We start from the raw sequence: 24673 nt of genomic DNA, 5'->3' as shown, positions 1-24673 counted from the left end.
TCCTTTACTATAGTTGTTCTAATTCGTCATTTAGTTCAAGCCATTCCATTTCAAGTTCCTCGTGTTGCTGCTTTACTTCATTTAATTCAGATTGTATCGATAATGTTTTTTCGTGGTCTGAGTAAATGGCAGGATCACAAAGTTGTTCTTCAAATGTCGCAATAGTTTCAGCCAATGCACCCATATTTACTTCGATTTCCTCAACAGCACGGCGAATTTGGCGTTCTCTCTTTTTCGTATCTTTATCAATCATAGATGTTGATTTTATTTGAGTGTTTTTTTCTGCCGCATTTTTTTCCGTTGCTGGTGTTTGCATGGCAGCCAGCTCTTGAAGTTCTTCTTTTTTCTCCAAATAATAGTCGTAGTCTCCTAAATATTCAAAAGAACCTGTGCTGGATAGTTCAATGACTTTAGTTGCGATACGGTTAATAAAGTAACGGTCGTGTGAAACGAATAGAAGCGTGCCGGGATAATCGATTAATGCATTTTCCAAAATTTCTTTACTGTCTAAGTCCAAATGGTTTGTAGGCTCATCTAGTACAAGAAAGTTTGATTTTAGCATCATCAATTTTGCCAGTGCAAGACGTGCTTTTTCGCCACCGGACAGTGAGTTTACAGATTTCGCGACGTCATCACCACTAAAAAGGAAACGTCCCAAAATATTGCGGATATCTTTTTCGTTTAATAATGGCCATTCATCCCAAAGTTCACTTAATACAGATTTATTGGAATGGAGTTTTGCTTGTTCCTGATCATAGTAGCCAATTTGGACATTCGTACCGTAACGAATATCTCCGGCAAGTGCCTGTATATCTTTAACGATCGTTTTTAATAAGGTAGACTTGCCGACACCATTTGGTCCTACAAGTGCAATGCGGTCTTCCCTAAATACGCGCATTCGAATATTCGTCGAAATTTCTTTTTGGGAGAAGCCGATTGATAAATCATCAATGGATAGTACATCATTTCCGCTTTGACGCTCAATAGTAAAGCCAAAGTTCGCACTTTTCTCATCGCCATCCGGAGAGTCCATCCAATTTGTTTTTTCCAATACTTTACGACGGGACTGTGCCATTTTTGTTGTCGAAGCACGTGCTAAGTTTTTTTGAATGAATGTTTCTAGCTTTGATTTTTCATCCATTTGGCGTTCATACATTTTTAAGTCCCGCTCATAATTTTTTGCCTTTTCTTCTAAATAACCACTGTAATTCCCAACATATTTTGATACTTTCGTACGTGATACTTCATAAACAATCGACACGACCTGGTCTAAAAAGTATCGGTCATGGGAAACGATTAGAATTGCTCCTTCATATCCTTTTAAATACCCTTCCAGCCAAGACAATGTCTCGATATCCAAATGGTTTGTCGGCTCGTCCAAAATTAGTAAGTCCGGCTTTGATAAAAGAAGCTTCGCAAGGGCTAGGCGTGTCCGCTGTCCGCCAGAAAGTGAGCGAATCGGCTTATCATAATCCTCAGGGAAAAACTGCATCCCATGTAATACGGAGCGTGTATCGGCTTCATATTGGTAGCCACCTGCATCTTTGAAATCATGCTGTAATTGGTCATATTCTCCAGTAACGCGTGTATACTGTTCAGTGTTTTCATAGATGCTTGGATCTGCCATTTGTTTTTCCAACTGGCGCAGCTTCTGCTCTTGATTTTGTAGGCTTGAAAAAATTGTCATCATTTCGTCCCAAATTGATAGTTCTGAATCGATTCCTGCATGTTGCTCCAGGTAGCCGAGTCGTATATCTTTCGGAATAATAATTTCACCTGAGTCGTAACTCATTTGCCCGGCAATTATTTTTAATAACGTTGATTTCCCTGCACCGTTTCGACCGACTAATGCAATACGATCACGGTGTTGAACTTCCAACTTTACACCACTTAAAATTTCATCGGTAATAAAGGATTTATATAATTGATTTACTTGTAAGACAATCATTTTTACACCTCAGTTTCTCCTATTTAGTTTAATGGATGGGAACATCGTACGCAACGATGGATACTTTACTTGTTGCTAGTAGTTTAGTAAGATTAACTTGCTTCTGCTCAAATACGGAGAGCTCAGGCAAAGAGTGCTGGATTATATAGCAACACCTGAATGACCAACATTATGTTGGCCCAACAATTTTCAAATGTACATAGGAGGAGAATGTGTGAAACCAGATATAAAAATTCCACAAGCAACGACAAAAAGACTTCCTCTTTATTATCGGTTTTTAAAAAACTTCTCAAATGAAGGTAAAAAGCGTATTTCATCACAAGAATTAAGTGATGCGATGAAAATAGATTCAGCAACGATTCGACGTGATTTTTCTTATTTTGGGGCACTCGGTAAAAAGGGGTATGGCTATGACGTACAATATTTGCTAGAGTTTTTCCGTCAAACATTGGACCAGGACGAAGCGATGAATGTTGCGTTAATAGGAGTCGGGAACCTAGGAAATGGTCTGCTAAAATATAACTTCCAAAAAAATCATAATACACGTATTGTTGTCGCATTTGATACGAAAGCACCTCTTGAAGGAACGACAGTTAGCGACATCCCTGTATTCCATCCAGATCGTTTAGAGGAAATGTATGAAGAGTTTGGCGCAGAGTTAGCCATTCTTACTGTCCCATCGCGATCTGCCCAAATGATGACAGACCGTCTTGTTAAAATGAATGCAAAAGGGATTTTAAACTTCACGCCTGTACGATTATCCGTACCCGATACATTGAAAGTAATGAACATCGATTTGTCGGTAGAATTACAGGCACTTATTTATTTAGTGCGAAATTCAGGTTAGTAACAAATTGTTCACATTACTATAAATAGCAAATTCTAGTTAATTACTGTAAAATGTACATAATAATAGAGGAGGTGGCTATAGTGGTTGTGCATTTAAATGCGATTGGACCGGTGAGTCTAATTATCATTGGACTTATTGCTTTATTAATTTTTGGACCAAAAAAATTGCCATCATTAGGTCGTGCAATGGGGACTACTTTACGCGAGTTCCGCAGCGCTACGAAAGGCTTGACAGATGACGATGATGATTTTGATAACAAGAAAAAAGTTATTGAACATAAAGATAATGAAAAAAATGACGTTAAGTAAATAAGGAAGTCTTACTATGAATTCAAGAGAATTAACTGTAGTTGAACATATGGAGGAGCTTAGAAAGCGCTTATTTTTCGTGGCGATTTTCTTTGTAATGGCTCTTTTTGTAGGGTTTTATACAGCGAAACCACTAATTCGACACATTCAACGTAGCGATTTAGCTGCTAGTTTTTCCATGAATGCATTTAGTCCGGCAGATCCTTTAACTGTTTATTTACAAGTAACCTTTATTGTGGCAGCAGTCATTGTGTCTCCGCTTTTGCTCTATCAGCTATGGGCTTTTATTACTCCTGGCTTGCATGAAATGGAACGTAAAGCGACGTTGAAGTATATCCCTTATGCATTTGTTTTAGGTATTGGAGGAATTGCCTTTGCCTACTATATATTATTCCCGTTTATTATGCGCTTTATGACGGATTTATCGGCAGACTTGAATATTACACAAACAATTGGTATTAACGAATTCTTCTCTTTTCTAATCAAACTGGTAGTACCGTTTGGTATACTATTTCAATTACCTGTTGTTACATTGTTTATATCCCGTCTTGGTATTATTAATCCTAATCTCATGATAAAGTTTCGTAAGTATGCTTACTTTGTATTAATCGTTATTTCAGTACTGTTGGCACCGCCTGATTTAGTATCAAATATTATTATTGCGATTCCGCTTTTTATTTTATATGAGATCAGCATTGTCATTTCACGTATCGGCTATCGGAAATACGAAGCGGCAGAAAAGGAACGCATATTAGAAGAGGAAGAACGTGAACGTGAGCTGCAAGTAGAAGAGTTGCTCGAACAGCAACGTCGACAAATGGAGCAAATGAATAGTTAATGTGAAACGCTATCAAAAGGGGTAGCGTTTTTTTGTTGTAAAATACTGCAGTCCATATTTATGGAATTGAAAAAAGCCTGGGACAAAACGAAAGCTATCTATTTTTCAAAGAAAAAATAGATAGCTTTCTGCTGCTGCCAAAATTGATTTCCGTTACGGGGACGCTTTCCGGGGGCACGGCCTGAGCCTGTAGTCTCAGACGTCGTGCTGTTCCCCCAGGAGTCGCCCCTTCACTCCAATCAATTCATATAGTATCAATTTCGTAAAAAGATTATTTCCCTTATAAAAAGAAATTTCTACTTAAGTCCCTGCCTCATAAAAAATTATACTTGAAACTTATCTGCATTCATCTGAACAAATGTCACGAATCCATTTAAAAGGATATGGGCGATAATCGGTGTGAGAAGTCGCTTTGTTTTATAATATAAAAATGAAAAAATCATACCACAAATGGTATAAAGTAAAATGTGAGTGAAGTCCATATGAATGGCTGCAAAGATAATAGCACTAATAATGCTCGCAATCCAGAAGTTATAATTTTGAATAATTGAACCGAAAATAACGCGACGGAATACGAGTTCTTCCAAAACTGGTCCTAGAAATACGGTAGCAACAATCATGATAGGTGCTATTTTTGTGACATTCATAATTGCTTCTGTATTTTCCGAACCCATATCGATTCCTAAGGCGAGCTCTATATACGCTCCAATAGTTTGCCCTAAAAATACGAGGAAAAATCCAATAATCCCCCAACCGATGGATGACCCAATCGACGCTTTTTCCCCTTTAAAAACATCCCAAAATTGCTTATTGCGGGAGATCAAAATGAAACTCACGACAAATGCGACCCCAAATGCTATTGTTGTCCACCAAGCCTGTAATTTAATAAGCTGCTCCTGCTCAGACGCACCAGAAAAAAGTTGTAAAAGGGAATCTTTTAAACTAGGAATGAATATAAGTATTAAGACTGATAATTGACAAATGATATAAGTTAATAACACATAAAATGCAGTTTTCTGTGTTTTAAACTTAGAAGATGAGGTAGACGTCACGGATTAATAACCTTCTTTCTAAATATTACAGCATGAAATTCTTCACAAAAATCGTATGAAATGCCGTATTTTTTATTATACATTTACCTAAGGACTATTATGATATAGCCATTAGCATACATTACTTCTTTATTGTAGAGGAATTTGGCAATAAAACAAAATTTTTTAAAGCACATACTTGCAAAAAAATATAGAATTCATTAAACTAATAAATGTGTTAGCACTCGACAATTGAGAGTGCTAAAAAGAAAATTTCTTTAGGAGGTTGTTTCAATTGTTAAGACCATTAGGAGATCGCATCATTATCGAACTTGTTGAGGTAGAGGAAAAGACGGCATTTGGTATCGTTTTACCCGACTCAGCAAGAGAAAAACCACAAACTGGTAAAGTAGTGGCAGTAGGTACAGGTCGTGTTCTTGACAACGGCACTCGTCTTGAGCTTGACGTAAAAGAAGGCGACGAAATTATCTTCTCTAAATTCTCTGGTACGGAAGTGAAGTACGACGGCGTAGAATATTTAATTATACGTGAGAGCGATGTACTTGCAATTGTCGGATAATTCCAAATTAAAACGTAATTTTGCAGCTAGTTTTACATAATAAACTTTGCTAGCTGCTCATCTTCATAAAAAATAAATTTAAATAATAGATCGCAAATTTTAGGAGGAAAATGAATTATGGCAAAAGATATTAAGTTTTCAGAAGAAGCACGTTCATTAATGGCATCTGGTGTAGATAAATTAGCTAACGCTGTAAAAGTAACTTTAGGACCTAAAGGACGTAACGTTGTTTTAGAGAAAAAATTCGGTTCTCCACTTATTACAAATGACGGTGTATCAATCGCAAAAGAAATTGAATTAGAAAATGCATTTGAAAATATGGGTGCAAAATTAGTAGCTGAAGTTGCTTCTAAAACGAATGAAATCGCTGGTGACGGTACAACTACTGCAACAGTTTTAGCGCAGGCTATGATTCGTGAAGGTCTTAAAAACGTAACAGCTGGTGCTAATCCAGTAGGTATTCGTAAAGGGATGGACAAAGCGGTTGCAGCTGCATTAACAGAGCTTCAAGCGATTTCACGTCCAGTAGAAAATAAAGAATCAATCGCACAAGTAGCGGCAATCTCTTCAGCAGATGAAGAAATTGGTCAATACATTGCAGATGCGATGGAGCGCGTAGGAAACGACGGCGTTATTACAATTGAAGAATCAAAAGGTTTTACAACAGAATTAGATGTAGTGGAAGGTATGCAATTTGACCGTGGCTATGCATCACACTACATGGTAACAGACACAGATAAAATGGAAGCGGTACTAGATAACCCATTCATTTTAATTACAGATAAAAAAATCGCTAACATTCAAGAAATTTTACCAGTGTTAGAGCAAGTAGTACAACAAGGTCGTCCAATTTTAATTATTGCTGAAGATGTTGAAGGGGAAGCTCTTGCAACATTAGTAGTAAATAAATTACGTGGTACATTCAACGCAGTAGCTGTAAAAGCTCCAGGCTTCGGTGACCGTCGTAAAGCAATGTTAGAAGATATTGCTGTATTAACAGGTGGACAAGTAATTACTCAAGATCTTGGCTTAGATTTAAAATCAGCTGATTTATCATCTTTAGGTCGTGCTGCTAAAGTTATCGTATCAAAAGATAACACAACAATCGTTGAAGGTGCTGGTAACACAGATGCAGTAGCTGGTCGTGTAAACCAAATCCGCGCACAACTTGCTGAAACAACTTCAGAATTTGATAAAGAAAAGTTACAAGAGCGCTTAGCAAAATTAGCTGGTGGTGTTGCAGTAATTAAAGTTGGTGCAGCAACAGAAACAGAATTAAAAGAGCGCAAATTACGTATTGAAGACGCATTGAACTCAACACGTGCAGCAGTAGAAGAAGGTATCGTATCAGGTGGTGGTACAGCACTTCTAAATGTTTACGCAGCAGTGGAAAAAGTATTAGAACAAGTAGAAGGCGATGTAGCAACAGGTGTACGTATTATTTTACGTGCATTAGAAGAGCCAGTACGTCAAATTGCTGAAAATGCTGGTTTAGAAGGTTCAATTATCGTGGACCGCCTAAAACGTGAAGAAATTGGAATCGGTTTTAACGCAGCAACAGGCGAGTGGGTAAACATGATTGAAGCAGGTGTAGTTGACCCAGCAAAAGTTACGCGTTCAGCATTACAAAATGCAGCTTCTGTAGCTTCACTATTCTTAACAACTGAAGCAGTAGTTGCAGATATTCCAGAACCAGCTGGCAGCGGTATGCCGGATATGGGCGGCATGGGTATGCCAGGGATGATGTAATTCGTAATTAATCATTATCCGAAATTAATATAGAAAACCTTAATTGGAGTTAAAACATCGTATGATTATGAAGTCATACGATGTTTTTTTGTAAATAAGGATATAAGAAGATTTTGTTTTTTAATAACCAATAAATTATAATATGAACAAGTTACATAATAAGGGGGAAATTGGATGAAAAGATTCTCGGTTTTTGTAGTACTACTAATGGTATTGCAACTAATACTGCCTTTTTCTACAACGGTAAGTGCTGAAGAAAATAGTGATTTATTGAACTATTTAGCGCTTGGTGATTCATTAGCAGCAGGGATGAATGAAAATAGTGAAATTGGACTTGGGTATGCCGATCTAATCGCTAAAAGTTATATGGATGAGCAAGAGGGAATCCAGTTTAACAAAGGGTTTTCTTACCCGGGTTATACAACTGTAAATGTATTAAACGATATTGTTGAAAATGTTACAAAGCCAATTTATGATCTAAATGGTCAGTCAGAAAAAACAGCTTCTATTAAACAGGCAATTCAGGAAGCCGACCTAATTACATTAAGTGTAGGTGCAAATGATATATTGAAATATGTGACTCGGTCAGAGACAGGCAGCATTACATTTGATGCAGCAGGTGTTTTAAAAGGAGTACAGGAAGTATCATCGAACTATGATAAGATTTTCAAAACTATTTATTCGATTAATCCGAATGTTGATATTATCGTAATGGGACTTTACAATCCATTTCCCGCTATTCAAGACCCAGTTATCCAAACACAATTAAATATGCTTGTAACAACGATAAACAATTCAATCAAAAATATAGTAGAAACAAATAAAGGTATTTTTTCAGAAGTAGCCCAATTAATTGCAGCTGATTCGAAAGCGTACCTCCCTAACCCTGCAAATATTCATTTAAGTGAAGCGGGCTATAAAGTGGTCGCAGATAAGATGATGAATGATTATTTAAACTCCATCATTAAAGAAGTAGAAGAAATGACTCCAGAAGAGGTATTGAAAGAAGCACCATTTCAGGATACTAAAAATCATTGGGGTAAAGAATATATTGATATCGCTTATACTCAAGGCTTTATGAGTGGGTTCCAAGATGGTTCTTTTAAGCCGAATGCAAATATGACACGTGCCCAAGTATTATCGGTTATTTCACGTGCTTTTGAATTAAAGGCAACAAAACCTGCCCCATTTAAAGACATTAGCCATTATGCTCAGCAAACACAAAATGAAATTGCTGCAGCATATGAAGCGGGATTAGTCCTTGAAAATGATGGCTATTTCAATCCACAAGGCAATATTACACGCTCACAGCTAGCTTTAGTTTTAATGCGCCTATCAAATGCTTTAGCTGGAGAAGAGTTTGAACCAAAAGAACTTGCTCCATTTAAGGATATCGAGAACTATGCTTATGAAACACAAGCAGCAATTACTTATTTATTTGATAGTGGTATTGTACAAGGAACTAGCGCTACTACATTCTCGCCACAAGGCAATATTACTCGTGCGCAATTAGCAAAAATTCTCGTACTCGCAAATTCAAAAGAATAGAAAAACGAGCGTTAAATGGACGGGGATCCATTTGGCGCTCGTTTTTTGTGACGAGTAAATAAAACTCCACTCGTCAAGAAAGGGTACATTCCCACCCAGAAGAGCATGGAATGTCTTTCAAATATATCATTGCAAAAACGGGGATTTTTGCAAGGGGACACTATTTTATCTTAATACACTTACTTCGAGTAATTCTACTCTTTCCACTTTAAACCTTCAAAGAAACGGTAAATTTCTTCAAACACTAATTCACGTTCTTTACCTAATGTTAATATATGTCCGGAATTAATGAAAGTTTTAATTGATTTAATTCGTGAATTTACTGAACTATAAATTAGATCGGCACTTTCACAATAATATTCATCATCTTCAAAACCACGTAAAATATGAACAGGTGTTTCAATGACATTTAACTTTTCGCTTGTTTCATTAATCATACTCTGTAAATAATTTAAAGAAGGCATTTTCATGAGTTCAGCAATTTTAGTATGGCTATCCACTGTTTCGTCATACGTACCTGATAACTTTTTATAGTTAATCGCATATTCAACAATTCGATTTTGCAGACTATCCGTCGATTTTGACATTGCTGGAGCAGACATTGTAACAATTGCCTTTGTTGGTCGTTCTTCTCCAAGCTTTAAGGAGAAAATGCCCCCAAGAGAAACACCTGCTACTGCGATTTCTTCATAGCCACGATTACGTAAATCATCATAGCCTTCGATTACACTATCCCACCACTCAGTTGGTTGAGATTGGATTAATAAGTCAGGACCACCGCCATGACCTTTATATAATGGTGCATGAACTGTGTAGTTACGATCCGCTAAATATTTTCCTAAACGTTTTACATCATTTGTATTTCCAGTAAATCCATGCAGTAATAAAACAGCACGTTTACCGGCTTCCATTGTAAAAGGTTTCGGCGCGATGAGTTTCATTGTCTATTAGACCCCTTTGTAAAATTAATTATGTCCATTTTATAAAAATTTATAAAAACTATTGAAATTTTAAATTATTTTTGTTATGAAAACTTGCTGCTATCGCTTATTATAAAGAGTATAGATATATAAGTACAATTTATTATTCTTATTGTTTTGATTCGAAAAAGTTATGAATAATGTGGGGGTTGAATTATGGAGATTGAACAGCTTCAATATTTCAAAACCGTTGCTACAATGCAACATATGACACGTGCGGCAGAAGTTTTAGCTATTTCCCAGCCAGCATTAAGTAAATCAATTGCGAACATCGAACAGCATCTCGGTGTGCCACTTTTTAACCGTGAAGGTCGTTCGATTTATTTAAATCGATTTGGTGAGCTTTTTTTGCAAAGTGTAAATGTAATTTTAGATGAATATGATCGTATTAAAGAGGAATTTGAAGATATTATTAAGCCAGGTTCAGGAGAAGTATCATTTGGTTTTATTCATACACTCGGTATGGAAGTAGTTCCCGAATTAATCGCTTCAACAAGCTCGGCTTTTCCAAATATGCATTTTTCTTTAACACAGGCTACTTCACTAAATTTAATGAAAAGACTAGAAGAAGGGGCCATTGATTTGTGCCTATCTCAAAAAATAGAATCAAAGGTAATTGAAATAGAAACTGAGGAATTATTTGTGGAGGAACTTTTCGTAATTGTTCCGACAACACATCCATTAGCTATGCAGGAATCCGTAAAACTAGATGAAGTAAAAAATGAACCATTTATCGCAATAAAAAAAGGCAACTCGCTACGACAGTTAGTCGATGAATTTTTTTTAGATGCGGGAATTGAACTTAATACAACATTTGCTGCTGAAGAAATGCATACTGTGGCGGGATTTGTAGGCGCGGGGATGGGTATTTCCCTCATTCCAAATATTAAAGGGCTTGACCATTATAAGGTAAAGAGGTTAAAGGTAGAGCCTCCATGCTATCGTTCTGTTGGTGTTTCTTGGGCGAAAAACCGATATCTCCCGCCTGCTGTTGTTGAATTCAGACAATATTTATTAGATTATTTTCAGCAAAGGGAAGTTTAAAATGATGGACAAGTATGCAAAATTTTTAGTGTGGCTTAAGGAACGGGAAGTAGACAATTTAGCGATTTGGTTACAGGAATTCGAGTTAGCGGAAAAAGGTAGCGAAAAAGCAATTATCAATATTGCTTTATTATATAAACAATATGGTAATTTTGGTGAAATGTACGATTTACTCAATGAGATGAGTGAACGAAAAAATTCAGAGGCGATGTATGAGCTAGCGAACTGTTATATTGAAGGCCTTGGTGGAAAAGGCAGTGAGCATCAAGCTTTATCCTTGTATAAAAGTGCTGCACAATTAGGTCACCGTGATGCAATGAATAATTTGGCTGATATGTATTTCAATGGTGAAGCTACAGAAGTCGACGAGAAAAAAGCATTTTTTTGGTTTGAAAAAGCAGCGGAGCTTGGTGTACCAGAAGCGATGTATACACTGGGAATTATGTATGAGCAAGGTTTGGGAACCAAATGTAATGCATCCAAAGCTTTGGACTATTATAAGCGCAGTGCTGCTCTTCAATATGTAGAGGCTAAATATCGGCTAGGTATGATTTTCTATTCAGGGGAACTTAACCAGCAGCAGAACGATAGAGAAGCAATCAACTGGTTTAGACAAGCGGGCGAGCATTTCCATGTCGATGCAATTTATAACTTAGGTTACTGCTATGAGCATGGTCATGGCGTCATGCAGGATGTAGACAGAGCCATGGCTTATTACAAGCAGGCCAGTATACTAGGCGATATCGAAGCTACAAAAAGGGTAGTAGACTATTATGAAAAAGCAAATTCTATAGAAGCTACTAAGTGGCATGAAAAATTGAAAAGCCTTGAAAACCTTAACGAATTGGATGGAATTTAGTTATACTTCTTAGTAATTTTTATGTTTAATTTTCCAGTAAACTTGGGAATATAGCCAATAAGGGGAAAGTGATAAGGAGGGAAATTTTTATGTTCATGTTTGCCGTACCGCATATCTCTTCTAATGACAGTGAAGATGTTATTCAAAAACTACAGCAAATTCTATTGGAGCAACGAGAAAACTTAACAACGCTTTGTACAATTGTTGAATATTTAAGGGAATATGTCCAAACTGGATTAGACAATAAAGATGTCATTAAATATAATCAAAGAATCCAAATGATGACGTATAAACAAACAGATCGTTATAATGAGATTGATCATCTCATTAATAAAAATATTATCGAAATAAAAAAAGGTAAAACTACTGATAAAACGGCTTTAACATTTGGAAAAGAAGTAAGGAAAATTGAATCGGGTTTCCGAACGTTAAAACTTTTCACATGTGATGTTATTAATATGTTGGATTCCAATAAACATATCGAAAATCGTAGTTTAGAACGCATCCGTTATTTTGATAAACGTTCGGCTTCGTTGGAAGCGGAGATTATTGCACTGACACAGGAACTATCTTTTAAATAAGATGACTCAGTGCCATCGACTAAGATTAATTGAAAATGAGAAGCAATCCTAACAAGAATTATTAGAATAGGATTGCTTTTTTTGTAATTATTTGGTAAATTATACAAAATAGCAAAAAGTAATATATTAAATTATAGCTTTGTTTTTTTAAACATAAATTTCTTATAATGACTATTTATATCCTGCTCTTATCTTAATGAACTAAGGCTTTTGAGTGGGGAAAAGTTCAATAAGGAAAACCCTATAAAATTACACTATTTCAGTTTTCGTATTTAGGCGAAAGAAAATTCAAAAAGGGTGAGACAGGAAACATATGTTTTTTAAGAAGAGGGATAGAGAGAGTCATGAAGATTTACCATTACATTTAGAGGTAATGTTAGCGTATATATCTGATAAAGAACTAAGGACACAAGTTCAAATGTTGGATTTGACCGAGGAAGATTTGAAATATTTAAAAGTAATGAAACCATATGTTGATGATAACATTGAATATATTGTAGACAACTTTTATAAAAAGCTAGGTTTGGAAAGTAGTTTAGTTGAAATAATTAATAAGCATAGCTCAATTGACCGTTTGAAAGGTACTTTGAAAATACATATTTGTGAAATGTTTAGTGGAATTATTGACGATTCATATTTTGAGAAACGGAAAAAAATTGCGCGTATCCATGTACATATTGGTTTAAAAACGAAATGGTATATGACGGCCTTCTCAAATCTGTTAATAGATTTTACTCATTTAGTAATAAGGCATATTAATAAAGACGAGCAACGTTTTCTTACGCTTGCAGCCATATCGAAAATATTAAACTTGGAGCAGCAAGTCGTTTTAGAAGAGTATGAAGCAGTAGTGGAAAGTAAGGAAGAAAAGCTAGTAGAAGAAAAACGCAAAATAGGAAACTCTATTATTGAGTCTTCCTCTAATTTAGCGGCCATGTCTGAGCAAACAAATGCATCGTTCCAACAGTTAACTGCACAATCCATGGTTATAGTCTCCCATTCGAAAAAAGCGAGTGATATTTCATCAGTGGCTACAGAACAGGCAAATCAAGGGAAAGTTCAAGTACGCAACCAATCAGAAAGTATGAACGCAATAAATCAATCAGTAGCAATGATTTCATCAGAAATCGATAAACTAGCCGACATATCAAAAGAGATGGAATCTACGATGGGTATAGTAACAAGCATTGCGAATCAAACCAATTTATTGGCGTTAAATGCAGCGATAGAAGCAGCCCGTGCCGGCGAAGCTGGAAAAGGCTTTGGTGTTGTAGCGGGTGAAGTGCGGAAACTATCGGAGCAGACGAAAAATTCAGCATTAAATGTAGAAGTATTGCTTCAAAATACGGATAGCCGTACGACAAAGCTGCTCGAGTCATTGAAGGAAATAAAATCGGTTTTACTTGTCGGGGAAGAAAGTATGAAATCTACTGAAGTTCAGTTTAATGCCATTGTTGATTCAATGGTTGAAACGAAAAAGCAAAATGATTTAGTTGAGCAAGAGATGGAACTAATTGGAGAAGTTATTGTAGAACTTGCGGGTGCCTTTGATGAAGTAACAAATTCAGCAGATACATTGGCGCAAATTTCAAAGGACTTAGAATAAAGTAAATGAATGCTATGCGAAAGGATCTAAACCTTTTCGTATAGCTTTTTTGCTTTAAATAATAGCTAATGAATAGGCTCAACATTAAATTTCAAAAATTGTTTGATCTGTCTGTCCATATCTCTTGTAAAAAAGATTATACTAAGAGAAGAAATAGCGAACGAAATAGGAGAGAACAACATGAAAACAGTAGTAGTTGTAGGTGGCGGAATTACTGGATTATGTACAATGCATTATTTGAAAAATCAAATGCACGAAAAGAATATCGAAGCACGATTAGTATTAATCGAAAAAAATCCTTATTTAGGTGGAAAAATACATTCCGTACATGAAGGAGGGTTTATTATGGAAACCGGCGCGGATTCCATTGTTGCCCGCCATCCGAATGTGTTAGAGCTTGTGAAGGAACTTAACTTTGAATCGAAGCTTGTTTATAACGAAACAGGCATTTCCTACATTCATACTAATAATGAGCTACATGCTATTCCCGCGGGGTCTACATTCGGGATTCCGATGAGCGTGGAATCACTTATGTCGAGCACGTTAATTTCAGAAGAAGGAAAGAAAAGAGCATTACAGGATATAGACATTCCAAATACAGATTTTACGAAGGAAAGTTCCATTGGTGCATTTTTGGAATATTTTTTAGGTGAAGAAATTGTGCGAAAACAAATTGCTCCTGTATTGGCAGGGGTATATTCGGGAGATTTATACCAGCTGAGCTTAGCGTCAACGCTACCGTATTTAGTTGATTATAAAAATAATTATGGATCGATTATGAAAGGCTTTGAAGCTAATCGCGAGCAGTTTGAAAAAGCAGCGGATAAGAAATTTATATCTTTCGAAAAAGGTTTATCTTCATTAATTGACCACCTTGAAGAGCAATTGCCGGAAGTGGAATTCATAAAAAAAGCTGCAACTGAGCAAATACAAAAAGTAGGGGAACAGTATAAAGTTGTATTAGAAGACGAAACGATTATAGCGGATATTGTGGTCCTTGCTGTACCGAATAATACAGTACGTACTTTATTGCAAGATGACAAATTGGATAGACAGTTAGAAAAGTTTACAACAGCATCTGCATTAACGATGTATGTTGGCTTTGATGTACCGGATAGTGTTTTACCGGCAGATGGTACAGGTTTCATCGTTTCCCATAATAGTGATTTAGTGTGTAATGCATCTACTTGGACAAGTCGTAAATGGAAGCATACTTCAGCAGAAGGGAATCTGCTCGTTCGTTTATTTTATAAAAATATTAATCCGCGTTATGAAGAACTGGCAGCCATGTCAGATGAAGAGTTGGAGAAAGTCGCAATGGAGGATATTCGTTTAAGTTTGGGTATTGAAGCGAAACCAACCGTCGTAAATGTAACGAAATGGATTAATCAGATGCCCCGCTATGATTTAGCGCATAATGAAGCGTTATCTAAAGTTGTGGACTATTTAGAAGTGCACTATCCGAACCTGCTTTTAGCTGGATGTTCGTACTTTGGGGTAGGGATCGGCGCTTGTATTCAAAACGGTAAAAAAACGGCGGAACAAATTATTGCACGAATTATGTAAAGAAATACTTTATTAGGCTAAAGGGTATTGACGTCTTATTTAGATAACGATATGATAGCTTAAATAATTTTAAATTTTTTGAAAAATTCATAAAATTTCTTATCGAGAGAAGTTGAGGGACTGGCCCGTTGAAACTTCAGCAACCAACATTATGTCAGGTGCTAAATCCAGTGGCGATAGCCAGAAGATGAGAAGGGATTAAGTTGACGACTGACAACTATCAAGCCTTCTTTTGCTTAGTGAAAGAAGGCTTTTTTGTATTAAAAATATACTGAAAATACTGTGAATAATGGAGTGAAATAATTGGGTTTATTACAAGATTTAAAAACACGCGTTTTAACGGCGGACGGAGCAATTGGAACTTTACTTTATTCTTATGGGTTGGATTACTGCCATGAGGAAATGAATATTGCACGACCTGAAATTATCGAGAAAATTCATAGTGAATATATTGCTGTAGGTGCAGATATTATTCAAACAAATACATATGGAGCGAATGCGATTAAGTTAGCTCGATATGGTTTTGAAAATCGAGTAAAAGAATTTAACGAAGCTGCGCTGAAGATTGCGAAGCGTGCAGCTGCTCCGGGAGGGCAGTATGTTCTGGCAACAATCGGAGGTATTCGAGGGATTCGAAAAAGTGATGCAACATTAGATGAAATCTTAACTGCCTTTCAAGAGCAAGTGGAAGTATTACTAGCTGGCGAACCGGATGGATTCTTATTGGAAACGTATTACGATTTTGAAGAATTATCGCATTGTGTCCACCTATTACGTTCAATGACCGATTTACCGATCATTGCTCAAGTGACAATGCAGGAACCAGGTGTTCTTCAAAATTTAATGTCTTTAAATGAAGCATTTCATGATTTGGAAAGGTTAGGTGCAGATATTGTTGGGAGTAACTGCCGGTTAGGTCCTTTCCATACAATTCAAGCGTTTGAAGGAGTCAACTTACCGAACAAGGCTTTTTTATCAGCTTACCCGAATGCTTCGTTATTAGATATTGAAGATGGTCGTGTTGTCTATGAATCAGAAACGGATTATTTCGCACGTGCGGCCGTTGAACTCGTAAATCAAGGTGTCCGTTTAATTGGCGGTTGTTGTGGGACGACACCGAAGCATATTGCGGCGGTAAAACAACGTCTGGCGAATATGCAACCAATTGAAACGAAAGAAGAAAAACCAGGGCATACACAATTTGTCCGTATTCCGGAGCCACGTAAGCAAGAGCCGCTCCATGAAAAAGCAAAACGTGAACGTTCTGTTATTGTGGAACTTGATACACCGCGTCATCTGGAAATTGACGGGTTTGTCGAAGGAGCAAAACAACTGGCAAAAGCGGGAGCCGATGTCATTATGATGGCGGATAACTCACTTGCATCCCCGCGCATCAGTAATATCGCAATGGCTGCGATTTTAAAAGAGCATGGAATTCGTTCATTGCCGCATTTAACGTGCCGTGACCGCAATTTAATTGGGCTCCAGTCACATTTAATGGGACTTGATGCGCTGGAACTTCACGATATTTTAGTCATCACTGGGGACCCGACAAAAGTGGGGGATTTCCCGGGGGCGACGAGCGTTTATGATGTTTCGTCAATGGAGCTTATTTCACTTATTAAGCAGCTAAATAAAGGCAGCTCTTTTACTGGGAAATCGCTGCGAAAACAGGCGGATTTTTCTGTGGCTGCTGCCTTTAATCCGAATGTCCGTGTATTGGACCGTGCTGTAGCTCGTTTAGAGAAGAAAATCGAGCATGGTGCAGATTACTTTATTTCACAGCCGGTTTATACGAAAGAAAAGATTATCGAAATCTACGAGGCAACAAAGCATTTGGAAACACCGATTTATATCGGGATTATGCCACTTACATCTTCACGCAGCGCGGAATTTTTACATCATGAAGTACCAGGCATTAAATTGTCCGATGAAGTACTTGCGCGCATGGCTGCTTGCGGGGATGACAAGGAAACATCGACAGCAGAAGGAATCGCCATTGCCAAAGAGCTGCTCGATACGGCATGTAAATACTTTAACGGTATTTATTTAATAACACCGTTTTTACGCTATGATATGACGCTGGAATTAATGAACTATGTAAAACAATATGATGTGGAAAGTAAAGGAGTTCAGTCGAATGTATAATCACCCAATTCATGAGCAATTACAAAAAAGAATCTTAATCATCGATGGTGCTATGGGGACGATGCTTCAGGCAGAAAACCTAACATATGAAGATTTTGGCGGAGAAGACTTAGATGGTTGTAATGAAAACCTGGTACTTACAAGACCTGATGTATTGGGTAAAATCCACCGTGAATATTTAGCTGCTGGCGCTGATATTATTTGTACCAATACGTTTGGTGGAACACCACTCGTATTGGATGAATATGACTTAGGTGACAAGGCGGTTGAAATTAATAAGCGGGCGGTTGAAATTGCACTAGAGGCGGCAGAAGAATTTTCGACACCAGAATGGCCCCGCTTTGTCGCAGGTGCAATCGGCCCAACGACAAAAACATTGTCGGTAACAGGTGGTATTAGTTTTGAAGAGCTAGAAGAAAACTTTTATATACAGGCAAAAGCGCTAATCGAAGCTGGGGCGGATCTGCTCTTAATGGAAACTTCCCAGGATATGCTCAATGTTAAAGCAGGAACGATTGCGATTCACCGTGCATTCGAAGAGCTTGGCAAAGAGCTGCCTGTCATGATTTCAGGGACTATTGAGCCGATGGGAACAACGCTTGCCGGGCAATCAATCGAAGCATTTTATATTTCTATTGAGCACATTAAACCGTTGTCTGTCGGACTGAACTGTGCGACAGGTCCGGAATTTATGACCGATCATATCCGTTCATTGGCGGAACTTTCGAATGGCTATATTAGCTGTTATCCGAATGCAGGTTTACCGGACGAGGAAGGCTGCTATCATGAAACGCCGGATTCATTATCGAAAAAACTGCAAGGCTTCGCAGAAAAAGGCTGGCTAAACATTGTCGGCGGCTGCTGTGGCACAACGCCAGCACATATCGCGGCGATCCGTGAAGCTGTAGATGGCTATAAACCGCGTGAGCCGAAAGATGTAACACACGGACATGTCGTATCGGGTATCGAGCCTTTGCAATATGATGAATCTATGCGTCCGTTATTTATCGGAGAGCGTACGAATGTAATCGGCTCTCGTAAATTCAAAAACCTGATTGTTGACGGCAAATTTGAAGAAGCAGCGGAAATTGCGCGTGCACAAGTGAAAAACGGGGCGCATGTCATCGATATTTGTTTAGCAAACCCTGACCGTGATGAAGTAGAAGATATGAAAAACTTCATGCAGGAAGTTGTGAAAAAAGTTAAAGTGCCGCTTGTAATTGACTCTACAGATGAAAATGTAATGGAAGTCGCACTGAAGTTTTCGCAAGGGAAGGCCATTATTAACTCGATTAACTTGGAAGATGGAGAAGAGCGTTTCGATGCTGTTATGCCACTCGTGAAAAAATATGGGGCTTCACTTGTTGTCGGTACGATTGATGAAACTGGAATGGCTATTACACGTGAGCAAAAGCTTGAAGTAGCGAAGCGTTCTTATAAGCTGTTAACAGAAAAATGGGGCATGTCAGCAGAAGACATTATCTTTGACCCGTTAATGTTCCCGGTAGGTACAGGTGACGAGCAATATATTGGTGCCGCTGAGGAAACAATCGAAGGGATTCGCCTCATTAAAGAACATTTACCTGGCTGCTTAACAGTGCTCGGTGTAAGTAATGTTTCGTTCGGTTTACCACCAGTTGGACGTGAAGTATTAAATGCCGTGTACTTATATCACTGTACACAAGCAGGCTTGGACTATGCGATTGTAAATACTGAAAAACTGGAGCGCTATGCATCGATTCCTGAAGAGGAGATCAAGCTGGCGAACGATTTAATCTTTAATACAAATGATAAAACACTCGCTGTATTTACAGACTTTTACCGCGATAAAAAGAAAGATGCAGTCGTGAAAGAATTACCGGCGACAGTGGAAGAACGTCTTGCGTATTACATATTAGAAGGTACGAAAGAAGGTTTAATTGAAGATTTAAATGCAGCACTGGAAAAATTCGATGCACCACTGGATATTATTAATGGGCCATTAATGGCGGGAATGGCGGAAGTTGGTCGCCTATTTAATGAAAACCAGTTAATTGTAGCCGAAGTACTGCAAAGTGCAGGTGTCATGAAAGCGGCAGTAGCTCATTTAGAACAATTCATGGAAAAAGGCGATACGAGTTCTACTAAAGGAACGATGGTTTTAGCAACCGTTAAAGGTGATGTCCATGATATCGGAAAAAACTTAGTCGATATTATATTAAGTAATAACGGCTTCCGTGTTGTGGATTTAGGGATTAAAGTAACCCCAGCCCAACTTATTGAAGCTGTTCGTAAGGAAAAGCCTGATTTTATTGGTTTATCAGGATTACTAGTGAAATCAGCTCAGCAAATGGTCATTACAGCACAGGACTTTAAAGAAGCAGGAATTGATGTGCCGATTTTAGTAGGTGGTGCAGCATTATCGAGACGCTTTACGGAAACAAAAATTGCCGCTCAATATGATGGACCGGTCATTTATTCAAAAGATGCGATGCAAGGGTTGGAACAGGCAAACCGATTAATGAATGTAAACGAGCGTGAAGCACTGTTAGAAGAGTTACGTGATTCTCGGGAAAAACGTATAGAATCAGATGCAAAACGCGCGGCACGACCTGTGGCTGTTGCCGTTAAGCCTGTTCGCACAGTGAAGGAAGCTGACGTATGGAAGCCGAAAGATTTAGTGCCGCATATTAAACCGGACTACTCGATTGCCCATTTACACCCATATGTAAATATGCGTACATTAATCGGACATCATTTAGGGTTAAAGGGCAATTTAGAACAAATGCTAGCTGACCAGGATGATCGTGCTGTTTTATTAAATGATTTAGTAAATCAATATTTGAAAAGTGATGTATTAAGTGCATCAGGCATGTATCAATTTTTCCCTGCTCAATCAGATGGTGATGATGTAGTTGTATATAGTCCTGAAGATGCGAAAACAGAAATTCAACGTTTCACATTCCCACGCCAGCAAGTGGAGCCATTCCTATGCTTGTCGGATTACCTGAAGTCGGTCGATAGCGGAGAGATGGATTACATCGCATTAATGGTCGTGACAGCAGGTAAAGGTGTCAGCAAAAAGGCAAATGAGTTAAAAGAAGCAGGGAAATTTTTGGAGAGCCATGCGTTGCAGGCGACTGCACTCGAGCTAGCTGAAGGCTTTGCAGAGCGTATTCACCAGGAAATACGTGACCAATGGGGCTTCCCGGATGCGACAGATTTTACAATGCGTGACCGGTTTGCTGCCAAATATCAAGGGCAACGTTTCAGTTTTGGTTACCCAGCATGTCCAAATTTAGAAGATCAGGAAAAGCTATTTCATCTATTAAAGCCGGAAAAAATTGGTGTACAATTAACTGAAGGCTTTATGATGGAACCTGAAGCAAGTGTTTCGGCGATTGTGTTCGCACATCCAGATGCACGCTACTTCAACGTATAATTCAATTCAAGGGCCGTTTTACCGCAGTTTAGGGTGAGGCGGCTTTTGCTACCTGGAGGGTGGAATAGATGATTAGACAAGCGACAAAAGAAGATGTACCTGCGATTTTGGCAATTTTTAATGACAATATTTTAAATTCAACCGCTATTTATATGTATAGAGAGCAAACATTAGAAGACCGATTACGCTGGTTTGAACAAAAACAAATTTCCGGTGAGCCATTATTTGTGTTTGATATTAATGGGGAAGTTGCGGGTTATGCCACCTACGGAAGTTTCCGTGCCTATCCTGCCTATCAATATACGGTAGAGCATTCTGTATATGTGCATAAAAATCATTATAAAAAAGGGATTGCGAGTAAGCTCATGCATTCGCTAATAGAAGAGGCAAAGGCGAATGACGTAAAAACAATGATTGGGTGTATCGATAAAGAAAATACAGCAAGTATAAAAATTCATGAGAAGCTAGGCTTTACGTACAGTGGCACCATTCGCAATGCTGGATATAAGTTTGGACAATGGTTGGATTTAGTATTTTATCAGCTTGATTTTGAAGGACCTAAAAACCCGCAGGAAGGTTAACTATAATTTAGTTTGTCACCTGGTCATATGACAACTGTCATAAAAAAGTCGTGATATTTAAGCGTTTCGTCATGTGTGTCCTTTTTGTACGATGTAATTAATTATTTTTACAGGAAAGAGGGATTAACACATGGCAAACATACATGCAGAGAAAACAAAGCAACTACGAAAAGATGTAGCGCCGTTCGCAAAATCAGAAACAAGGCTTAGTATTCAACAACTTATTAATACGCTAGGACCACTTTTATTGATTTGGGGAGCAGGCTATGTATTGTTGCAATATTCACCTTGGTTCACAGCGCTTTGTAGTATTCTTGCTTCAGGATTTGTAATTCGTGCATTTATTATTTTCCATGATTGTACACACGGTTCATTTTTCCAGAATAAAAAAGCGAATGCAATTATCGGGAATATCACTGGGCTTTTAACATCATTCCCATATGAAAAATGGAAACGTGAGCATACGATTCATCACGCAACAAGTTCGAACTTGGATAAGCGTGGCATTGGCGATATCGATATGCTTACAGTGGACGAATACCTCGAAAAATCAAAGTTAGGTCGTTTAGGATACCGTTTATACCGTAATCCAATTGTTATGTTTGGTTTAGGACCACTATTTATGGTACTTGTATTAAATCGCGTAAACCGTAAAGATGCAAAACGAAAAGAGCGTTTAAATACGTATTTTACAAACATTGTATTATTGGCAATTTGTACAACCCTTATTTTAATCTTTGGTTGGACGACGTTTTTATTAGTACACGGATTAACACTATTTATCGCAGGTGCTTTAGGGATTTGGTTGTTCTATATCCAACATACTTACGAAGATTCATACTTTGAAGTAGATTCTGAGTGGGATTATGTTAAAGCGGCTGTAGAAGGAAGTTCATATTATAAATTACCGAAAATCCTACAATGGGTTACTGGTAATATCGGCTTCCACCATGTGCACCATTTATCACCGCGTGTACCAAACTACAAGCTTGAAGATGCACATGAGTCGATTAAACCACTTCAGCAGGCGACAACGATTACATTAAAGACAAGTCTAGAATCAATTCGCTACAAGTTATATGATCCGGACAACTACCGTTTTGTTACATTTAAAGAAGCAGCAGAACGCGAAACAAAGCGTGATAAAACACGTAATAAAACACTTACTAACTAACTTCATTTAAAAACAGGTATCTCAACCATGGATTGAGATACCTGTTTTATTATAGAATAAAGAAAAAGAGAATAGAGGTTATTATGCAAACTTGGTATAGTATCATCCCGAAAAGTCCGATGTTAAGTATTTATATATGGATAATCTTTTGTATTATGCCATTCTTCTTTATTATCCAATCCTTCACGTTGTGGCAAATTATATTAGGAATCAATTTAATATTGGCCTATTTTTTGTGCCATTACTTTTCTTTCACGGCTAAGCCTGGACTCAAGTATATGTGGATCAGTTTCCAAATGGTGCTCAATATCGTAATGACTCTTGTATTTGGTTATGTGTATCTATCCTTATTTACTGCATTTTTTATTGGCAATATAAAGCAGGCAGTTGGATTTTATATTATGTATGGTTTACATATCGGTTTTACCGTTCTATCGATAGTTGGAGGATATTTTATTTTCCTTGAGTTATTTATATCGCAAACCCCGTTCATAATTATTAATGTACTTGGTGTTGTACTATTGCCGTTTACATTATATTCGAAAACGCGTCGTGAAAATTTGGAAGGCGAACTGGAAACGGCGCGTGAAAGAATTTCAGAATTAACGATATTTGAAGAGCGTCAGCGTATTGCGCGTGATTTACATGACACACTAGGTCAAAAGCTTTCGATGATTGGTCTGAAAAGTGACTTAGCTGCAAGGTTAGTGGAAAAAAACCCTGAGCAGGCGATTTTGGAAATAAAGGATATTCGTCAAGCGGCAAGACTTGCCTTAAAAGAAGTCCGTGAGTTAGTCGCGGATATGCGGGCTGTTCGTATTGAGGAAGAGCTGTACAGAGTCGAGCAAATATTAAAAGCCGCGCAAATTAAACTTCGATTAAATGGTGATAAAAGTGAAATTCATATGCCTACTTTGGCGGAAAATGTCATTAGTATGTGTTTGAAAGAGGCTGTAACAAATATTGTAAAGCATAGTAAGGCGACAATTTGCCGAATTAGTTTTTACCAAAGTGATGATGAGTTTAAAATGACGATTCAAGATAATGGGATTGGTTTTAAGCGCTCACATGAATTGGAAGGCGGCAATGGTTTAAAGGGAATGCAGGAGCGTATAGAATTTATAAATGGCTCACTTGAAATAGAAAATGGTGATGGGACAACGGTTATTTTAAAAATACCGTTAGCTATTACGCATCAAAAGGGGGAGAACAAGAGATGATTCGAATTGTTATTGCGGAAGATCAGGGAATGCTACTAGGAGCAATGAAATCACTGCTTAGTATGGAAGATGATATGGAAGTGGTTGGTCTTGCAAAAAACGGTGAAGAAGCAATTGAAATGGTAACGGAATTAAAGCCGGATATTTGTATTATGGATATTGAAATGCCGATAAAAACCGGGTTGGATGCTGCTGAAGCTTTACGGGAAAGTGATTGTAAAATAATCATTTTAACGACTTTTGCACGTCCGGGTTATTTTGAGAGAGCGCGAAAAGCAGGAGTGCGCGGGTATTTACTGAAGGATAGCCCGATTGAGGAACTTGTCAATTCTATTCGTATTATCGTGGATGGTCGACGTATTTATGCACCGGAGCTTGTAGACTTTGTATATGAAGATGATAGTGAAAACCCATTAACTGAACGTGAAAGCCAAGTGCTCGAACTCGTTGCAGAAGGAAAGACGACGAAGGAAATTGCAGCTGAGCTTTACTTGTCTGCTGGTACAGTCCGTAACTATATTTCTACAATCCTTGATAAGCTGGGAGTTGGGAATCGAATTGAGGCGATAGCCCGATTTAAAGAAAAGGGCTGGAATAAATAAAATGCTCCGCTTACTTTTGACAAGTAGGCGAAGCTTTTT

General features: G+C 37.8%; 20 protein-coding genes and 1 riboswitch. Of the genes, 17 read left to right on the top strand and 3 right to left on the bottom strand.

Features of this window, described 5'->3' with window-relative positions:
* Positions 1-7: 7 nt before the first annotated feature.
* Positions 8-1948 carry an ABC-F family ATP-binding cassette domain-containing protein gene (locus MKY13_RS18375; protein ID WP_191701833.1) on the bottom strand — a complete coding sequence of 647 codons (1941 nt, stop codon included), beginning with the start codon at positions 1946-1948 and terminating at the stop codon, positions 8-10.
* Between the two features lie 214 nt (positions 1949-2162).
* Between MKY13_RS18375 and MKY13_RS18370 the strand changes: the two genes are divergently transcribed.
* From MKY13_RS18370 to tatC, 3 genes are all read left to right on the top strand, one after another.
* Positions 2163-2795: a redox-sensing transcriptional repressor Rex gene (locus MKY13_RS18370; protein ID WP_191701832.1), complete on the top strand. Its 633-nt coding sequence runs from the start codon at positions 2163-2165 to the stop codon at positions 2793-2795.
* An 83-nt stretch (positions 2796-2878) separates the two neighbouring features.
* Positions 2879-3106 carry a twin-arginine translocase TatA/TatE family subunit gene (gene tatA, locus MKY13_RS18365; RefSeq protein ID WP_318245232.1) on the top strand — a complete coding sequence of 76 codons (228 nt, stop codon included), beginning with the start codon at positions 2879-2881 and terminating at the stop codon, positions 3104-3106.
* A 16-nt stretch (positions 3107-3122) separates the two neighbouring features.
* Positions 3123-3944, top strand: coding sequence for a twin-arginine translocase subunit TatC (gene tatC, locus MKY13_RS18360; RefSeq protein ID WP_191701830.1), 822 nt, complete (start codon positions 3123-3125; stop codon positions 3942-3944).
* Between the two features lie 323 nt (positions 3945-4267).
* Here the strand turns inward: tatC and MKY13_RS18355 are convergent, their stop codons facing one another.
* Positions 4268-4945 (bottom strand): CPBP family intramembrane glutamic endopeptidase, encoded by a 678-nt coding sequence (locus MKY13_RS18355; protein WP_339214363.1) that lies wholly within the window; start codon positions 4943-4945, stop codon positions 4268-4270.
* A 325-nt stretch (positions 4946-5270) separates the two neighbouring features.
* On the opposite strand from MKY13_RS18355, the gene groES reads away from it, so the two are divergent.
* The 3 genes from groES to MKY13_RS18340 all read left to right on the top strand — a co-directional run bounded on the left by groES (position 5271) and on the right by MKY13_RS18340 (position 8852).
* Positions 5271-5555, top strand: coding sequence for a co-chaperone GroES (gene groES, locus MKY13_RS18350; RefSeq protein WP_191701828.1), 285 nt, complete (start codon positions 5271-5273; stop codon positions 5553-5555).
* A gap of 117 nt (positions 5556-5672) precedes the next feature.
* Positions 5673-7304 carry a chaperonin GroEL gene (gene groL / locus MKY13_RS18345; RefSeq protein ID WP_191701827.1) on the top strand — a complete coding sequence of 544 codons (1632 nt, stop codon included), beginning with the start codon at positions 5673-5675 and terminating at the stop codon, positions 7302-7304.
* Positions 7305-7478: 174 nt separating this feature from the next.
* Positions 7479-8852, top strand: coding sequence for an S-layer homology domain-containing protein (locus MKY13_RS18340; protein ID WP_191701826.1), 1374 nt, complete (start codon positions 7479-7481; stop codon positions 8850-8852).
* A 194-nt stretch (positions 8853-9046) separates the two neighbouring features.
* Here MKY13_RS18340 and MKY13_RS18335 read toward each other — a convergent pair whose 3' ends face one another.
* Positions 9047-9793: an alpha/beta fold hydrolase gene (locus tag MKY13_RS18335; protein WP_191701825.1), complete on the bottom strand. Its 747-nt coding sequence runs from the start codon at positions 9791-9793 to the stop codon at positions 9047-9049.
* 195 nt (positions 9794-9988) lie between these two features.
* On the opposite strand from MKY13_RS18335, the gene MKY13_RS18330 reads away from it, so the two are divergent.
* The 11 genes from MKY13_RS18330 (at position 9989) to MKY13_RS18280 (ending at position 24634) form a co-directional block, all read left to right on the top strand.
* Positions 9989-10876 (top strand): LysR family transcriptional regulator, encoded by an 888-nt coding sequence (locus MKY13_RS18330; protein ID WP_191701824.1) that lies wholly within the window; start codon positions 9989-9991, stop codon positions 10874-10876.
* A 1-nt stretch (position 10877) separates the two neighbouring features.
* Positions 10878-11735, top strand: a complete 858-nt coding sequence (locus tag MKY13_RS18325) for a tetratricopeptide repeat protein (protein WP_225231406.1) — start codon at positions 10878-10880, stop codon at positions 11733-11735.
* An 89-nt stretch (positions 11736-11824) separates the two neighbouring features.
* Positions 11825-12316 carry a chemotaxis protein gene (locus MKY13_RS18320; RefSeq protein WP_191701823.1) on the top strand — a complete coding sequence of 164 codons (492 nt, stop codon included), beginning with the start codon at positions 11825-11827 and terminating at the stop codon, positions 12314-12316.
* A 313-nt stretch (positions 12317-12629) separates the two neighbouring features.
* The gene (locus tag MKY13_RS18315) at positions 12630-13922 is read left to right on the top strand and encodes a globin-coupled sensor protein (protein WP_339214356.1); all 1293 of its coding nucleotides are present in this window, start codon (positions 12630-12632) and stop codon (positions 13920-13922) included.
* Positions 13923-14102: 180 nt separating this feature from the next.
* On the top strand, positions 14103-15488 hold the full coding sequence (gene hemG / locus MKY13_RS18310) for a protoporphyrinogen oxidase (RefSeq protein ID WP_339214353.1): 1386 nt from the start codon (positions 14103-14105) through the stop codon (positions 15486-15488).
* A 96-nt stretch (positions 15489-15584) separates the two neighbouring features.
* Positions 15585-15682: riboswitch (SAM riboswitch) on the top strand.
* 109 nt (positions 15683-15791) lie between these two features.
* Entirely contained in the window at positions 15792-17636 is a 1845-nt protein-coding gene (locus MKY13_RS18305) for a bifunctional homocysteine S-methyltransferase/methylenetetrahydrofolate reductase (RefSeq protein WP_339214351.1), read from the top strand.
* The gene (gene metH / locus MKY13_RS18300; protein WP_339214349.1) at positions 17629-21057 is read left to right on the top strand and encodes a methionine synthase; all 3429 of its coding nucleotides are present in this window, start codon (positions 17629-17631) and stop codon (positions 21055-21057) included. The genes MKY13_RS18305 and metH overlap by 8 nt, the downstream gene beginning before the upstream one ends.
* 68 nt (positions 21058-21125) lie before the next feature.
* On the top strand, positions 21126-21638 hold the full coding sequence (locus MKY13_RS18295; RefSeq protein WP_339214347.1) for an N-acetyltransferase family protein: 513 nt from the start codon (positions 21126-21128) through the stop codon (positions 21636-21638).
* A 130-nt stretch (positions 21639-21768) separates the two neighbouring features.
* On the top strand, positions 21769-22812 hold the full coding sequence (locus MKY13_RS18290; RefSeq protein WP_339214345.1) for a fatty acid desaturase: 1044 nt from the start codon (positions 21769-21771) through the stop codon (positions 22810-22812).
* Positions 22813-22895: 83 nt separating this feature from the next.
* The gene (locus tag MKY13_RS18285; protein ID WP_339214343.1) at positions 22896-24032 is read left to right on the top strand and encodes a sensor histidine kinase; all 1137 of its coding nucleotides are present in this window, start codon (positions 22896-22898) and stop codon (positions 24030-24032) included.
* Entirely contained in the window at positions 24029-24634 is a 606-nt protein-coding gene (locus MKY13_RS18280) for a response regulator transcription factor (RefSeq protein ID WP_191701815.1), read from the top strand. The genes MKY13_RS18285 and MKY13_RS18280 overlap by 4 nt, the downstream gene beginning before the upstream one ends.
* The last annotated feature ends 39 nt before the right edge of the window (positions 24635-24673 follow it).

Origin of the sequence: Solibacillus sp. FSL W8-0372, assembly GCF_037969735.1 — a bacterium.
Lineage (GTDB): Bacteria > Bacillota > Bacilli > Bacillales_A > Planococcaceae > Solibacillus > Solibacillus faecavium.
This window is presented reverse-complemented; position numbering and strand designations above follow the sequence as displayed.